The 16,255-nt window shown below is 39.9% G+C and carries 11 protein-coding genes; 7 read left to right on the top strand and 4 right to left on the bottom strand.

Features of this window, described 5'->3' with window-relative positions; genetic code table 11:
* Window position 1 precedes the first annotated feature (1 nt).
* From ACKWBX_RS02625 to ACKWBX_RS02595, 7 genes are all read left to right on the top strand, one after another.
* Window positions 2–1,654: a UxaA family hydrolase gene (locus tag ACKWBX_RS02625; RefSeq protein ID WP_413967089.1), complete on the top strand. Its 1,653-nt coding sequence runs from the start codon at window positions 2–4 to the stop codon at window positions 1,652–1,654.
* 102 nt (window positions 1,655–1,756) lie between these two features.
* On the top strand, window positions 1,757–3,208 hold the full coding sequence (locus ACKWBX_RS02620) for a tagaturonate reductase (RefSeq protein ID WP_413967088.1): 1,452 nt from the start codon (window positions 1,757–1,759) through the stop codon (window positions 3,206–3,208).
* A 10-nt stretch (window positions 3,209–3,218) separates the two neighbouring features.
* The gene (locus tag ACKWBX_RS02615; RefSeq protein ID WP_413967087.1) at window positions 3,219–4,760 is read left to right on the top strand and encodes an alpha-L-fucosidase; all 1,542 of its coding nucleotides are present in this window, start codon (window positions 3,219–3,221) and stop codon (window positions 4,758–4,760) included.
* Window positions 4,761–4,876: 116 nt separating this feature from the next.
* The gene (locus ACKWBX_RS02610; RefSeq protein WP_413967086.1) at window positions 4,877–5,704 is read left to right on the top strand and encodes an amidohydrolase family protein; all 828 of its coding nucleotides are present in this window, start codon (window positions 4,877–4,879) and stop codon (window positions 5,702–5,704) included.
* A gap of 47 nt (window positions 5,705–5,751) precedes the next feature.
* Entirely contained in the window at window positions 5,752–6,543 is a 792-nt protein-coding gene (locus ACKWBX_RS02605) for an SDR family oxidoreductase (protein ID WP_413967085.1), read from the top strand.
* A 45-nt stretch (window positions 6,544–6,588) separates the two neighbouring features.
* A complete protein-coding gene (gene fucP / locus ACKWBX_RS02600; RefSeq protein WP_413967084.1) occupies window positions 6,589–7,917 on the top strand; it encodes an L-fucose:H+ symporter permease in 1,329 nt (442 codons plus the stop codon).
* A 1-nt stretch (window position 7,918) separates the two neighbouring features.
* Window positions 7,919–8,260 carry an L-rhamnose mutarotase gene (locus ACKWBX_RS02595; protein ID WP_413967083.1) on the top strand — a complete coding sequence of 114 codons (342 nt, stop codon included), beginning with the start codon at window positions 7,919–7,921 and terminating at the stop codon, window positions 8,258–8,260.
* A 19-nt stretch (window positions 8,261–8,279) separates the two neighbouring features.
* Here ACKWBX_RS02595 and ACKWBX_RS02590 read toward each other — a convergent pair whose 3' ends face one another.
* From ACKWBX_RS02590 to ACKWBX_RS02575, 4 genes are all read right to left on the bottom strand, one after another.
* Window positions 8,280–10,007 (bottom strand): glycoside hydrolase family 32 protein, encoded by a 1,728-nt coding sequence (locus tag ACKWBX_RS02590; protein WP_413967082.1) that lies wholly within the window; start codon window positions 10,005–10,007, stop codon window positions 8,280–8,282.
* 56 nt (window positions 10,008–10,063) lie between these two features.
* Window positions 10,064–11,632 carry a sulfatase family protein gene (locus ACKWBX_RS02585; protein ID WP_413967976.1) on the bottom strand — a complete coding sequence of 523 codons (1,569 nt, stop codon included), beginning with the start codon at window positions 11,630–11,632 and terminating at the stop codon, window positions 10,064–10,066.
* Between the two features lie 136 nt (window positions 11,633–11,768).
* Window positions 11,769–15,029, bottom strand: coding sequence for a beta-galactosidase, LacZ type (gene lacZ, locus ACKWBX_RS02580; protein ID WP_413967081.1), 3,261 nt, complete (start codon window positions 15,027–15,029; stop codon window positions 11,769–11,771).
* A 110-nt stretch (window positions 15,030–15,139) separates the two neighbouring features.
* The gene (locus tag ACKWBX_RS02575; RefSeq protein WP_413967080.1) at window positions 15,140–16,246 is read right to left on the bottom strand and encodes an NHL repeat-containing protein; all 1,107 of its coding nucleotides are present in this window, start codon (window positions 16,244–16,246) and stop codon (window positions 15,140–15,142) included.
* Between the last annotated feature and the right edge of the window lie 9 nt (window positions 16,247–16,255).

Below are 16,255 nucleotides of genomic sequence, written 5' to 3'. Positions count from 1 at the left end.
AATGAAAAAACCATTTGTTCAGATACATCCAAAGGACAATGTATTGGCCGCTTTAACAGATTTAAAAGCTGGAACTGCCATCTCAATTAACGGCTTAAAGTTTGATCTACCGGATTTGGTAAAGGCCAAACATAAATTCGCCATCAAGCAATTGGCATTGGGCGATAGCATCTATATGTACGGCAACCTCATCGGAAAAGCTACCCAGCGTATCGAATTAGGTGAAGCGTTGACCATAGAAAATGTAGTACATGCCTCTAGGGATTATGTTGTAGGGAATAAAAAATCTACCTGGGTGCCTCCAAATGTAGACAAATGGAAAGAGGCTACTTTTATGGGGTATCACAGAGCGAACGGAAAAGTAGGTACGGCCAACCATTGGCTAGTGATTCCCTTGGTTTTTTGCGAAAACCGAAATGTTGATGTTTTAAAATCAGCATTGTTAAAATCGTTAGGATACCACACTTCCAATGACTTTATAGTGGACACGGAAACTTTGGTACACCACTATAAAAACGGTGCTTCAACTGATGAGTTACTGTCCGCCAACATAATTCGTACGCCTGAAGACATAAAGCAAAATAGAACGTTCCCTAATGTAGACGGAATTAAATTCTTGAATCATGATGGGGGCTGTGGGGGCATTCGCCAAGATTCGGAAACCTTATGCAACCTCTTGGCTGGATATATTACACACCCGAATACCGCAGGAGCAACTATATTGAGCTTAGGCTGCCAAAATGCGCAGTTCAAAATTTTGGAGGAAGCCATTGCAAAATTGGACCCCGACTTCTCCAAACCCATTCACGTACTCGAGCAACAAAAAAGCAAAAGCGAACGACACTTTATTGAAGAGGCCGTCAAGAAGACCTTTTTAGGATTGATCGAAGCCAATAAAATTGAAAGAAAGCCGGCAACTTTGGATAATTTGGTATTGGGGCTTGAATGCGGTGGTTCCGATGGTTTTTCGGGCATATCCGCCAATCCTGCGCTAGGCTACACTTCGGATTTATTGGTAGGTTTGGGAGCCACTACTGTGCTGGCAGAATTCCCGGAGTTAAATGGTGTAGAGCAAGAATTGATCAATAGATGTGATTCCAAAGAAAATGCCAAAAAATTCGCTGATTTGATGAAGGCCTATTCGACCAAGGCCGTTTCCGTAGGTTCAGGTTTTGAAAACAATCCCTCTCCGGGCAACATAAAAGATGGTTTGATCACAGATGCCATGAAGTCCGCCGGTGCAGCAAAAAAAGGTGGAAGTTCACTTGTAACGGATGTTTTGGATTATACCGAACCCATCACAAAAAAAGGGCTGAACCTCCTCTGCACTCCGGGCAACGATGTGGAGAGCACTACCGGTCTGGCAGGCTCCGGTTGTAATATCATCTGTTTTACTACTGGTTTGGGCACTCCTACAGGGAATCCCATTGCACCTGTAATAAAGATATCCAGCAATAATGCCCTTAGTGAACGCATGAAAGATATTATCGATTTTAATACAGGAAGTATTATCACTGGCGAGGACACCATAGAAAGTAAAGGAGAAGAACTTTTGGAATACATTATCAAAGTGGCGAGTGGAGAAAAAATCACCAATGCCGTTAGGTTAGGGCAAGAGGATTTTATTCCTTGGAAAAGGGGCATATCGCTTTGACCATTTTCATTATTGAAAAATACCAATAGTTTTAGACCATTAGTTATCTCTAAAAAACCATTTCTTCTAAAAGAATTTTAATAAAATACCGAATTTCAAGAGTTGAAAAATTTAAATAGAAATACAGCAAATAAATCCAAAACATTGCCTATACGGGTCATGCAATTTGGTGGAGGCAATTTTTTACGTGCATTCGTAGATTGGATGATACAGGTATTGAACGAAGAAACCGATTTTAATGCCGGTGTAGCTATCATTAAACCTACTGAAAGAGGAGATTACAAAGAATTAAAAAATCAGGACGGTCTTTTTACCGTGGTTCTGGATGGTATAAAAAAGGGAGAGCTCATTGCGGAAAAGAAATTGGTCTCCTGTGTTCAGGAGATATTTCACGCATATAATGAATGGGACAGTTATTTAGCGTTGGCCCAAAATCCGGATGTTCGTTTTGTTGTTTCCAATACTACGGAGGCAGGTATAAAATTTAATCCAAATGACCGTATTGATGCGAATCCACCAAAGGAATTTCCCGCTAAACTCACCATCTGGCTCAATCATAGATTTAACTATTTTAAGGGAGCTATCGCGAAAGGATGTATAGTATTGCCCTGTGAATTAATTGAGGACAATGGCTCCGTTTTGAAAAACAATATCCTGAAATATGCAGATCATTTTGGATTCAGCGAAGCTTTTAAGGAATGGATTGAAACTGCAAATCATTTTTGCAGTACGCTGGTAGATCGGATCGTCTCGGGCTATCCAACGGACAGGGCCGAAGAAATAGTGTCAAACTTAGGCTACACGGACGATTTGTTGGTCGCCGGTGAATACTATCATAGTTGGGTCATTCAGGCTGATGCCCAGGTTCAAAAAGAACTGCCGTTCGCCCGGACCGATTTAAATGTTGAATTTGTAGATGATCTGACACCTTATAGGGAAATGAAGGTTCGTGTACTCAACGGAGCCCACACAGCAATGGTCCCTGTAGCATATTTGGCAGGTATCCGTTTGGTAAAGGAAGCTATGGCAGATGATGTCGTAAGCAATTTTGTAGCATCCCTTTTACTTGAAGAAACCGCTAAAACCTTAGATTTTTCGGAAAAGATAAAAAATCAATTCGTAGCGGATGTTTTGGACAGGTTCCGCAATCCTCTTCTGAAACATCAGTTGATCAGTATATCCTTGAACAGCACCTCTAAGTTTGTAGCGCGTTTATTGCCCACACTAAAAGATTATCTCAATTCCCAAGGAAAACTACCAAAGCGTATCGTTTTTGGCTTATCGGCACTTATTCTTTTTTACAGAGGTGAATTCAATGGGGAGAAAATCGATTTAAAAGATGACCAAAACGTATTGGATTTTTTCTCATCGACCTATAAAAAATTGATTGCCAATGAAATTCAATTAAAGCAAATGCTCCAAATGGTACTTTCCAATACTGTTATTTGGAAAGAAGACCTTACTAAATTGGACGGGCTCGCCGAAGCCGTCTTGGAGAATATAGAAACTATCCATGAAAATGGAATCAAGAATGCCATCAAAACACTAAAATAACTTAAAAAAAATGAAAAAATCAAAACATCTCGGATTATTTCTTGCCAGTGCCGTTTTCTTCTACAGCTGCGGAAATGAAAAAAACACGACCAAAGAAGAAGTACAAGACAAAAAAACAGAAACTCCTGAATATACCGAGGATTGGGCATCTTTAGGAAAACATAATGAGTCCCCGGAATGGTTTAAGGATTCAAAGTTGGGTATTTATTTTCATTGGGGGCTGTATTCCGTACCTGCTTATAAAACGGAATGGTATCCGCGTTGGATGCACTTTAAGGACCATGATATTTATAAGCATCATGTTGAGAAATATGGCGACCCGTCCGAATTCGGCTATCACGATTTTGCACCAATGTTCAAAGCGGAGAAATTCAATGCCGATGCTTGGGCGCAATTATTCAAAGACGCAGGAGCACAATTTGCGGGTCCTGTGGCGGAACACCACGACGGATATTCTATGTGGGATAGTGATATTACACCATGGAACACTATGGATACCGGTCCAAAAAGAGATATAACCGGTGAATTGGAAAAAGCTATAAAAGGTAAGGGAATGAAGTTTATAACCGCCTTTCATCATGCCAAGAACTTACAAAGGAGCACAACCTTGGGCGAACAGGTAGACAATAGCCATTTCCCATATTTTAAAGATATGCCCCCAAGTTCCAATGACCCAGACCTGCAATTAATGTACGGCAATATAGAGCCTGAAAAATGGTATCAAGATGTTTGGTTCGGAAAGATGAAAGAGGTCATAGACAAATACCACCCGGACATTATGTGGTTTGATTATGTTTTAGGCGATATTCCAGAAAAATACCGAAAGGAATTTGCCGCCTATTATTTGAACGATGCCAATAATAGGGACGAAGAAGTGGTCATTGTACGTAAACAACACGACCTTCCGTTAAATATGAGCGTTGAGGATTTAGAGCAGGCCCGTAAGAATGAAATCGGCACAAAGACTTGGATGACAGATGCCACTATAAGTGATGGTAGCTGGTGCTATACAGAGGATTTGGGCGTAAAACCTGCTCAGGACGTATTGCACATGCTAATTGATATCGTGAGCAAGAACGGGGTCTTGTTGTTGAACGTTTCACCCAAAGCAGATGGTACTATTCCAGAAAATCAAAAGGAAGGGTTGTTGAAAATGGGAACTTGGTTGAAAAAATACGGGGAAGCCATTTATGGCACGGAGGCCTGGTACACCTTTGGCGAAGGACCGACCAAAGAACCCGAAGGACATTTTGAAAACCATGAGGCTTTTATGAAATTAACATATTCCAACAAGGATATCCGGTATACGACCAAAGATTACGATATTTATGGTATTGTACTTGGGGCTACAAAACCAAATTCGGAATTGGTACTAGAATCTTTTGCCAAAGAAAAAATATTGGATGCACCAAGTATTGAATCCGTTTCGTTTTTAGGAAGCGATGAAAAAATAGATTGGAACTATGACGAAGAAAAAGGCCTTACCCTAAAAACTCCGTCAAAGGTTATCGATGAAATGGGAACGGTAATCAAAGTAACGATATCGCAGTAAAAAGGAGTCAATAGAATCTAGACCGAAGACAAAAATTCTTGTTTCTTTAATTCAAAAAGTGATTCCATAAAAAAATTGGAAAGTTTGGACAGGATAAAAATTACAATAACACAAAAATGATCATAGACTCCCATCAACATTTTTGGCAGTATGAGCCCGTAAAACATTCTTGGATAGATGATGATATGTCCGTGATACGGCGTAATTTTTTACCATTGGATTTAAAAAAAGTCTACGATGGAAATGGTATCGATGGTTGCGTTGCGGTACAGGCGGACCAAACATTGCAAGAAACCGACTTTCTATTACGGCTATCCAAAGAAAACGATTTTATCAAAGGTATTGTCGGTTGGGTCGATTTACGTTCGGATGATATTGATTCCGTTTTGGAGAAATACCATTCGGAGAAAAAACTGAAAGGTTGGCGACACGTGGTTCAGGGCGAACCTGATCATAATTTTTTAATGCGCCCGGATTTTTTGAAAGGTGTCTCCTATTTGGAAAAATATGATTACACCTATGACATCTTGATATTCCCACATCAATTAGGGGCTACGTTGGAGTTTGTGAAGCAATTCCCCCACCAAAAATTTGTTATAGACCATATGGCAAAACCCTATATCAAAGATGGTTTTTTTGATGGTTGGGCCACTTTGCTCAAAGAAATAGCAAAGCAAAAAAATGTGTGCTGTAAATTATCCGGTATGATTACTGAAGCAGATTATAATAATTGGACACCAGAGCAGATACACCCATATATGGATTTGGTATTGGACAGTTTTGGAACTGACCGAATCATGTTCGGTTCCGATTGGCCCGTGTGCTTGGTCGCCGGAAATTATGCCGAAGTAAAAACACTGGTAACCGATTTTATTTCTAAGCTTAGTAAGGATGAGCAAAATAAAATAATGGGACAGAACGCTATTGATTTTTATAGCTTATAAACAGATGACAGCATCGGTTTGACCGAAAATAAAAAGATGAAATTCGTATGGATTTAGGACTAAAAGACAAAATAGTAGTAGTTACGGGAGCAGCGGGATTAAAAGGAAGCATAGGTGAGACTATCGTTCAGGCACTCGCCGATGAAGGGGCCGTTCCAGTTATTGTTTGTCGCAATGACCGTGGTATTGGCTACGCCCAAGAACTACAGGATAAAGGAATTGATTCTATTTTTGTAAAGACCGATTTGGCCGACCCCGTTCAAATAGAAAAAGCTGCAAAAGTGATCGGGGAAAAATATGGACGTATTGACGCGTTGATAAATAATGTGGGCGTAAACGATGGCGCAGGTCTTGATGCCTCTATAGATGATTTCATGTGGTCCTTAAAATTAAATTTGGTCAGCTTTTTTGCCATGACCAAATATTGTCTTCCTTATATCAAAAAAGCAAAAGGAAATATCTTGAATATTGGCTCCAAAGTAGGACTGACCGGTCAGGGAGGTACTTCTGGCTATGCGGCATCCAAAGGTGGTGTTCTAGGTCTTACCAGAGAGTGGGCCGTAGATTTAATTTCCGATGGAATTCGGTGTAATGCCATTATCATTGCGGAAAGCTGGACGCCGGCCTACGAAAATTGGATTAAGACATTGGATAATGGTGCTGAAAAATTAAAATCTATCGTTGAGAAAATTCCATTGGAAAACCGGATGACAACGCCCAAGGAAATTGCGGACCAATGCCTTTTCACCATTTCCAATAAATCTTCCCATACTACGGGCCAATTTATCACAGTTGATGGGGGATATGTAAATTTAGACAGGTCTTTGCTTACCGAATAGGAATATATCAACTTAACATTTGACTTTCATAACAACCGAACATATATGAGCAATTCAAAAAAAATACCAGTAGTCCGTAAAGAATTATTGTTTCCGTTTATCATTATCACATCGCTTTTTGCCCTTTGGGGAATAGCCAATGATTTGACCAATCCTATGGTATCCGCCTTTAAAAAGGTAATGCCGGAACTTTCCAATGTTCAGGCATCTTTGGTACAGTTCGCCTTTTATTTCGGTTATTTCTTTATGGCGTTGCCCGCAGCACTTTTTATTAGAAAATATAGCTATAAATCAGGTATTATTCTGGGTCTGATTCTGTATGCCATTGGCGCATTTATGTTTTATCCCGCAGCGGCCTTTGAAGAATTTAATTTCTTTTTGATTTCCCTTTGGGTCATTACCTGTGGTTTGGCTTTTTTGGAAACTACTTCCAATCCGTTGGTTTTAGCATTGGGCGATAAGGAAACGGCAACACAACGGCTTAATCTGGCTCAAGCTTTTAATCCTATCGGTTCCTTGATGGGTATGGTCATAGCCCAAGTATTCGTTATTGGTGCTCTGCGGTCGGATGATTACACTACCGAAGCCTATAACGCTTTGACTTCGGTAGAATTGGCGGGTATTCGCGAAAACGACTTAGGAATCATCAGCATACCTTATATAGGTTTGGGGATTTTGGTGCTGATTATTATGGCGATTATTGTAGTGACGAAAATGCCAAAAACAGCAGATGAGGACAAAATGTCCATTTCGGAATCGTTCAACAAATTATTTTCCAACAAAAATTATATCAAAGGCGTTATAGCACAAGCTTTTTACGTGGGTGCACAAATTATGTGTTGGACCTATATTTTTCAATATGTAGATAATCTAAACGATGGTCTTCCCGAAGCGGAACAACTAACGGCAACGTGGTTCAACGTAGCTGCTATGATTGTTTTTTTAACCGGAAGATGGATCGGTACGGCATTGATGAAAACCATAAACCCATCTAGACTTTTAATGTTATTCGGCCTAGGAGGTGTGCTGATGTCCGCAGGAGCTATTTTACTCCCCGGAATAATAGGGCTTATTTCATTGGTAGGGATATCTATTTTTATGTCCATCATGTTTCCGACCATATATGGTATCGCTCTAAAAGATATGGGCGACGAAGCAAAAATAGGTTCCGCAGGTCTCGTAATGGCTATTGTTGGAGGCGCCTTAATGCCTGTATTGCAGGGAAGCATTTTGGATTGGGGCGGTAGTGGCTTTGCCGATGTACAAGTTCTAGGTTTTATTCCAGAGGTGAAATTCTCGTTTATACTTCCTTTACTTTGTTTGGCGGTTGTAGCATGGTATGGATATAGCAGTTATAAATCCAATAAGCAATAATATGGTTACCAAAAGATATTGTCTGTCCTGCGATTTAAAAGATGATCCAAAACTTATTGCGGAATATAAAGAATACCATGCTGCTGGAAATGCATGGCCGGAAATCACAAAAAGCATTAAAGACGCAGGTATCGTGGACATGCAAATTTATTTGACAGGAAACCGCATGTTCATGATCATGGAAGTAGACGAGACTTTTGATCCTAACAAAAAGGCAGAAATGGACGCCCGCAATTCAAAAGTACAAGAATGGGAACAACTTATGTGGAAATATCAGCAAGAATTACCTTGGGCTAAAAAAGGTGAAAAATGGATTGAAATGGAAAAAGTATTTCAGCTTTAGAGATGCTCATAAGTACCTACTACTTGGTATTCCAAATAGATTGCATATCATAAATTTTTAAATCCTTAATATATAATTCTCCCTCGTTACAAGTGATTTTAAAAGTATCTCCTTCAAGATATTCCTCGTTAATCAGTCCCGTAATCGCAGTTTCTCCTTCATTCAAAAAGAGCTCCAAGGAATTCTGGTCAAGCAACATCCTAAATTTCATATGATCATTCTCCGTTCTCAACCTTATGGTTTTGCCAAAAGCTGTGATTTCTGACGTAGTTCCTTCATAGGTGAGTTCAAAATCTGCCAAAGTCATAGTAAAATTTGTGGCTTCTGTAAAGGTCATATGGAGCTCTATATCCAAAGATTTTCGGGAGATATCATATGCATCATATTCCCCCTTTTTTAGCCAAATATCAATCTTCTGCAACAAGGCTCCCCGAAGTGTATCGATTTCCTTAACGGGATACCTATGCAACGAATAACCGTTTTCGGTTTTGAACAGTTTCAACTCCCAAGGCACCCTAAATTGGGCATTACTAGGCATATTGGTATATCCCTTAGAATCAAATTGGCGTGTGAACCATCCCATAAAAATACGCCTGTTGTCCGGTGCATTGCTAAAGGTTTGTGTAGAATAATTTCCAATGCCCGAATCCATCTGCAGGCTTTCCTGTTCTTTAATAAATTTTTTTCCATCAAAGGTCCCGACCACATATTTTGCATTGTCGAGTTCCCAAAATTTTCCCGCCCCGGATATGAATACCCATTTCTTTTCTTGTGGATTATTTTCTACAGACAGTTGAAAAAGGTCGGGACATTCATTATGGCTTGCTACTTTCATATCGGAAAGCGGTTCCCAGTCAATGGCATTTTCGGATTTTAAGATGCGAAAAGTCTGTTCTCCAATAAAGAGCATCATTATCCAACATTGTCCTTTTTCATACCATACTACTTTAGGGTCACGGTCTTGATGTTCGGAAAACTTGGGTATGATTGGATTTTTTTGATAAGAAATCCAGTTTTGACCGCCATCTATGGAATATACCAAGTGTTGTGAAGCACCTGTTTTTGGTGTTATAGCGTGTGCTCCTGCGGCAGTATAAAATAACAACAAAGGAGGATCTTCTCCCGTTTGAAGCCCTGAAGTATTTTTAAAATCTACCACTGCCGAACCGCTATAGGCAGAACCGTATGAATTTGGTGCTATAAGCGGATCATGCTCCTGCCAATGCACTAAATCATGACTTGTTGCATAGCCCCAATGCATATTGTCCCAACTTTGCCCATAGGGGTTGTATTGATAGAACATATGGTACGTTCCATTATAGAAAAACATTCCATTTGGGTCGTTTACCCAGCCTACTTTGGGAGAATAATGAAATTGAGGACGGTATTGTTCTGCATAATATTTTCCGGGAATGGTATCACTTTGAAAGAGTCTTAAATTTTCATCTAGACCGTAAGCCATTGAATCGATGCTAATATGAAGCTTTTCACCCTTGAACCGCGAGACGTTCATCCAACTATAAAAGTCCGGTTTTCCTTCGGAAAGGCCTACGTTTAAACGACTAACGGAGTCGCCTTTGTGAAGCATTACAATTGAACTAGGCTTCGCTGAATTGTCTACTGGAAAAACCAGATAGTTTTTTGAAATGAGAATTTCGGATAGTTCTTTATTCGCTACTGGATTACAGCCAATCTCAAAAAGCCCCAGAGCAATATACAAGTATAATAGATGGCTTTTTAGCTTCAAAATATAGTTTTTTATATAATGGTCTTAAGTGTTAACATTTTTCGAACAAAGCGTAATCAATCATTCCAATGTGCATCAATAACTTTTTGAATGTGGGGATAGTTCTCATCTGTTTCATTAAGGTCTTCCCGCATTTTGATGAGTTGGTTCTTCAAATCGGAAATCACTTCTTTATACTCCTCCGAACCATATGCATTGTTCATTTCCTTGGGGTCTTTTTTCAAATCGTAGAACTCCCAAGCGGGTGGTGTATGGTTGGTAAAATCGTTGCCCCAACTTTCTTTGTTCCAAGTAGCATTGGGGTCATCGGTATCTACCCAATACTTTCCATAGTAAAAAATTAACTTATAGTCTTTGGTGCGGATGCCAAAATGTGCCGGATTTTGATGCCTATGCGCCAAATGCATCCAATAACGGTAATAGGTCGCTTTTTGCCATTCTTCCGGTTCATTACCGGTCTCCAAAATTGCTTTAAAGCTTTTACCTTGCATGTAGTCTGGAGTGCTACCGCCGGCCATTTCAATCATTGTTGGTGCAAAGTCTGTATTATTTATGATAGCATCGGTTCTTGTTCCTTCTTTTACTTTGTTGGGATAGCGAACAAAGAATGGCATCCGCATGGATTCGTCATACATCCATCGCTTATCAATATAATCATGCTCACCCAACATAAATCCTTGATCGCCTGTGTAAACAATGATAGTATTGTCCAACAAATTTTCCTTTTCTAGATAATCCAATAATCTTTTAACATTGTCATCCACCCCTTTTACACACCGTAAATACTTCTTTAAATAATCTTGATAGGTCTTACTTGTATAGGCTTTTTCCTCGGGAGTCATTTCCCATTTGACATATTCTTCAGGTTTGATATCGGCCTGATTCCTGTACTTTCTATAAAGGGTAGTATCGTTCCAATAGATATTCATGGCCTGATTTCTTATTAAATTCCTATGGGATACGGAAGAACCTATAATCCTGGTCAAAGAATCGTTTTTACCTCGGGTGGCCACGGAACCGTTATTTTTATTGTCATATAGACTTTCAGGTTCGGGAATAAAAGTGTCTTTTAAATATTCTTCATATCTAGGGGCATATTCAAAATCATCATGGGGAGCTTTAAAGTGATGCATCAAAAAGAAAGGTTTACCGGGATCCCTTTTATTCTGTAACCAGTCTAAAGCGATGTCCGTTACGTTATCGGAAGAATGCCCTTCGTGTTGGACCACATTTTGAGGCCATGGTTTTTCTCCTTGAACTCTAAATTCAGGATCAAAATACTTGCCCTGCGCCGGAAAAACTTTATAATAGTCGAACTCGGCAGGTTCGTCATGTAAATGCCACTTTCCAACAAGGGCCGTTTGATAACCTAATTTTTTCATTTCCTTTGGTAGATATTGTTTTTCGGGAGAAATAACTCCTTCCAAATCAATAACACCATTGGTCTGGGCGCGTTGTCCTGTAATAATGGCCGCTCTACTGGGCACGCAAATGGAATTGTTAACAAATGCATTATCAAAAATTATTCCTTCGCTGGCCAGTTTATCCAATGTTGGTGTAGGATTCAAATCAGCCAATCTACTCCCATATATACCAAAGGCTTGGGTAGTATGATCATCTGCCATGATGTAAATGATGTTCGGTTTCTTATTTTTCACCGCTGGACTTTTCCCACAAGAAAACTGTAAAAAGACAATTATTAAAACGATGCCAAAATTCCGATTTAGAAAAAAAGAGTTCATGTGCTGCTAGGTTATTTGATTACCAATTGATATCTATAGGATTGCTTAATTTCTTATTAATTGGGGCGATGTAAAAGGAATATGAATAGGTGCCCGGTCGTATTAAAAATTCTTTATAAGGCTCAGCTCGGTAAGACCATGAATTATCACCCCCGACGCCCATCTGCTTTGCATCTATGTTTACGGTAAGCGTACCGTTGTTGACAAGTTCATTGGTATGTTTGGCCGTTTCAATATTATGTGTATCGTACTCTTGCACACTAAAATTCAATGGTTCCTTCCCTATCACATAGAACCCGTTGCCAGTGTTATTCGATACTTTAAACCAATGCGTTCCCATTCTATTTCCGTACTCCTGCGGTCTTGCATAAATATAATCCATTGTTCCCACGCTGGTCTCGTACAAGCCGACGAAAGAAGCGGTGTTTCTATCAGGATAATTGGCATGTGGCCCTTTTCCAAAATAAGTGATATTGGCATAGCTATTGTCCGTTTTTAACTGCATGCCCAACCTTGGCACATTTGGTACGGATTCATTAATAACAACGGTGTAATCTACTTTAACCTGGCCGTTGCCCAAAATGGAGTATGTAAGTGTGACTGCCGTTTTCGGTTTCGTCACTTCGCCCTCTACCGTAAGGGTTACCTTTCCTTTTTCAGCTGTATCTGATTTTATTTCCGTTATGTTGAATGTATCCGCAGCGGCCATCCAATCGCGTTCACTGGTCTTCTTCATGGTTGTACGATAGGCCGCGGTATTATCGGTTTCCGGCCTCCAAAAATTAAGTTGTAAAGGTGCCTTTAAAAGACTTCTTCCCTGGTAGGCATAGTCAGAAATATAACCGTTTGATTTATCAACAGTGAGTTTAAAATTAGCATTTGAAAGTGTAATTTCGATGTCAGTTTCCGTGGTAGTGATTTCTGGCTGTTTTTTAATATTGATTTTAGAAACCTCTCCTTGATAAGGCATTTTAAACTGTTCCTCGAAAACGATATATCCTTTCTTTGCCCATATCATATCTTTTTTCAATTTTCCCGTAAACTTGAGATGATAAATGCTGTTCTTCTTTAATCGAGGTTTTTTGAAGTAAACATCCACAGCTTCTTTTTCCCGAGGTTTGGTACGCAAAGTGGCTATCGGTTCACCTCCTATGGACTCTCCATTTTCCAATAATTCCCATGCAATTTCATATATGGATAAATCTATTGCGTGATGTCTATTTTCAAAATCAAACCTGCCCTGTTCCAAGTCTACAGGTGTTATTTTTACTGGCTGATTTACTTTTTTAGCCTCATAAGCTTCCGGTTTAAGGGTGCGATTGGCAGCAATAATTCCGTTCAAGGCAAAATTGCCGTCGTTGGGTGTATCGTCAAAATCGCCACCGTAAGCAAAATATTCAGTCCCGTTCTCATCTTTCTTTATGAGGCCTTGATCGATCCAATCCCAAATATATCCTCCCAACGCACGATCATTTTTATAAATAACATCCCAATAGGTCTGCATGTTCCCTAATGAATTACCCATGGCATGGGCATATTCGCACATGACCACAGGACGCTTATCAAAATCGGTGTCATCAATTAAACTTTGTAATTCCCATGGTTGGGGATACATTCTGCTCAGCATATCAACATAAAGCGGATCGGTAGGATTTCCCTTATCCTTTGTGACATATTCTTTTTGATAACGTTCATCAGCCGGGTTGCCCTCTGCTCCTTCATAATGAATAAAACGTGTTGGGTCAAAATCCTTGATCCATCCCGCCATCGCCGCATGATTGGGACCCATCCCGGATTCATTTCCCAATGACCAAAAAACAATGCTTGGATGGTTTTTATCGCGCTCTACCATTCGTACCCCTCTTTCCAAATACGCACTTGCCCAATGAGGCTGGCTGCTCAATTTTCCGCCATAACCGTGGGTTTCCAAATTTGCTTCATCCATAACATACAGGCCATATTGGTCACATAAATCATAGAAATATGGGTCATTTGGATAGTGCGAAGTACGTACGGCATTGAAATTAAGCTGCTTCATTAATCTTACGTCCGCTTCCATATCTTCTCGGGAAACTACCTTACCGTCTTTATAGTCATGATCATGCCGATTTACGCCAATTATTTTTACGGGATTTCCATTGACTAAAAATCTACCCTTATCGTCAAATTTCACTTCCCGAAAACCGACTTTGGTATTAATATATTCAATATCATTGCCCTTATCATCTTTTAAAGAGAATTGTAACGTGTATAGATACGGATCGTCTGCCGACCATTTTCTTGGCGAGACGATTTCCTGTTCCATTAATGCACCGAAATACACATTATCCCTTTGCGGATAGGCCTCCCCGAAATAATCTTTTAATTGAATACGCATAGGTTTTCCTACCGGATTTCCATCAGCATCCGTTAGCTCCGCAGAAAGTATCCAATCATCAACTGTAGTTTCCAAAGGTGCGGTACCAAAATGACCGACCTTCTTTACATATTTATTTGGAATATTCGCTATAAATTCCGGTCGTATCTGTAGCAATGCGTTTTCGTAATTACTGTCCAAATCGGTACGTACCGTAAAATCCGAAATACGAACTTTTGGTACGGCAGCAAGAAAAACCTCACGTTCTATACCACTCATACGCCAAGTATCCTGATCTTCTAAATAACTCCCATCTGACCAACGATATACTTTTACGGCAAGCATATTATCTCCTTTTTTTATGTAATCGGATATATTAAATTCCGAGGGCAAACGCGTATCCTCACTATAGCCCACCAATTTTCCATTCACCCAAACATAGAATGCTGAAGAAACCCCACCAAAATGCAAAATAATGTCACGGTTATTCCAATTTTCATCAATCTTAAATATTTTGATGTAGTGGCCAACGGGATTATCCGTAGGGTTTATGTATGGAAAATCCTGAAAGAACGGATAGGTAATATTGGTGTATATTGGTATACCGTAACCGCGCATTTCCCAGTTGGAAGGCACATTAATATCATCCCAATGAGAAGCATCAAAATCCATCTTTTGAAATTCTTGATGGGATTCCGCTGGGGTGGCCACCCAATTGAATTTCCATTCCCCATTTAACGATTTAAAGTATTTTGATTTTTCCCTATCGTTAGCTTTTGCCATCTCTGGACTCTCGAAAGAATAAAAAGTAGCATGTGCCGGAAGTTTATTGATCTGGTGTACGGATGGGTTCTCCCAGTCATTCTGTTGTGCAGTTAATGGTATCACTAACAAAACGATGACCAAAACAAATAATTTCTTCATTTTCTAAAGGCTTGGAAAGATAATTTTACCCATAAGATATCAATAAATTCCCGTTAAACATTAGTAGATGAGCACAACCGCATACCCTTTTTAAAGCAATAGGGCATTATTTAGACACGCTCTAATTTTACGGGAGGTGTATGATGCGCATTCCATTGGCAGACATATAGGTTTTTATCCTCATCCACAAAGACATCATGGCCATGGTTGAATGTTGGATTCTTAGCTTGAAACATTTGTTGAAGTTCTCCGTTTTTGTACTCGGGCGCTTCCCCTCCCGGATTGGAGACTACTTTGTTATTTCCGTCCAATATCGTAGTAAAACCAGTATCTCGGACATAGTTCTTGCCCTCTTTAGTTGTTGACCAGCAAACCCCGGCATAAATATTGTCATCATCCAAAACAGGACGGCAAATAAAAGCTCCCGGTAGCGGGACCGTTTTTATATATTTCCCCTCTAACGTAAAGAATTTAAAAGAACAGGTAGCCCTTGACGTTACGATCAAAACGGGGTTTTCCTTATTCCTATAATCTACGGCCACTCCATGGGCATTGTTTATATTATAATTTTCATCAGTGTTGTTATGACCGCCCCATTTTCGGATAAACTCTCCTTTAGGTGAAAACTGTAAAATATAGTCGGAACCGTAACCATCCGCCACATAGATATCACCATTGGGTCCCACTGCGGTTTCTGTAGGCAAATATTCCATATCAGCGGTGTACTCGCCAATAGTATGTGGATCTGGCAGCATAAAAAGCAATCTTCCATCTATGGTAGTCTTGCTTACGGCACCGGCCTGTTTTTTCCATTTTCCGGTTCGGTCTTGAAACCATCCACAATCAACGATATACAGCATATCATCACCACCTTCACTATGCAAGGTAAGTCCGTGCCCGCCAGGATAACGTGTACCCCATGAATCCAATAACTTCCCTGATTTATCAAAAACCAGTATGTTATTGGCCGTATGGTCCCCTAGCATTATCAAACGTCCCTTACTGTCCATCTGCATTTCGTGACAGTTAAGAATAGGGTTATGGCCAACAGTCATTTTTGCCCAATCTTTTTTGACCCTATATTTAAAGTCGCCATGCCCTATCAACTCCTCTTCCATGGATGTTTTCTTGAGGATATTGAAACCGAAAGAGGGTACTGTAGATAGTGCTGCAGCACCAAGCGTAGTTTTTTTGATAAAATTTCTTCTATTGCTCATAAGTTTGTA

The sequence above is a fragment of the Maribacter algae genome, from assembly GCF_047345745.1.
Taxonomy (GTDB): domain Bacteria; phylum Bacteroidota; class Bacteroidia; order Flavobacteriales; family Flavobacteriaceae; genus Maribacter.
This window is presented reverse-complemented; position numbering and strand designations above follow the sequence as displayed.

Excerpts from the sequence above, each read along its gene's own strand:
- ACKWBX_RS02625 (WP_413967089.1), top strand. The coding sequence starts at position 2 with ATGAAAAAACCATTTGTTCAGATACATCCAAAGGACAATGTATTGGCC.
- ACKWBX_RS02615 (WP_413967087.1), top strand. The coding sequence starts at position 3,219 with ATGAAAAAATCAAAACATCTCGGATTATTTCTTGCCAGTGCCGTTTTC.
- ACKWBX_RS02610 (WP_413967086.1), top strand. The coding sequence starts at position 4,877 with ATGATCATAGACTCCCATCAACATTTTTGGCAGTATGAGCCCGTAAAA.
- ACKWBX_RS02605 (WP_413967085.1), top strand. The coding sequence starts at position 5,752 with ATGGATTTAGGACTAAAAGACAAAATAGTAGTAGTTACGGGAGCAGCG.
- fucP (WP_413967084.1), top strand. The coding sequence starts at position 6,589 with ATGAGCAATTCAAAAAAAATACCAGTAGTCCGTAAAGAATTATTGTTT.
- ACKWBX_RS02595 (WP_413967083.1), top strand. The coding sequence starts at position 7,919 with ATGGTTACCAAAAGATATTGTCTGTCCTGCGATTTAAAAGATGATCCA.
- ACKWBX_RS02585 (WP_413967976.1), bottom strand. The coding sequence starts at position 11,632 with ATGGCAGATGATCATACTACCCAAGCCTTTGGTATATATGGGAGTAGA.
- lacZ (WP_413967081.1), bottom strand. The coding sequence starts at position 15,029 with ATGAAGAAATTATTTGTTTTGGTCATCGTTTTGTTAGTGATACCATTA.
- ACKWBX_RS02575 (WP_413967080.1), bottom strand. The coding sequence starts at position 16,246 with ATGAGCAATAGAAGAAATTTTATCAAAAAAACTACGCTTGGTGCTGCA.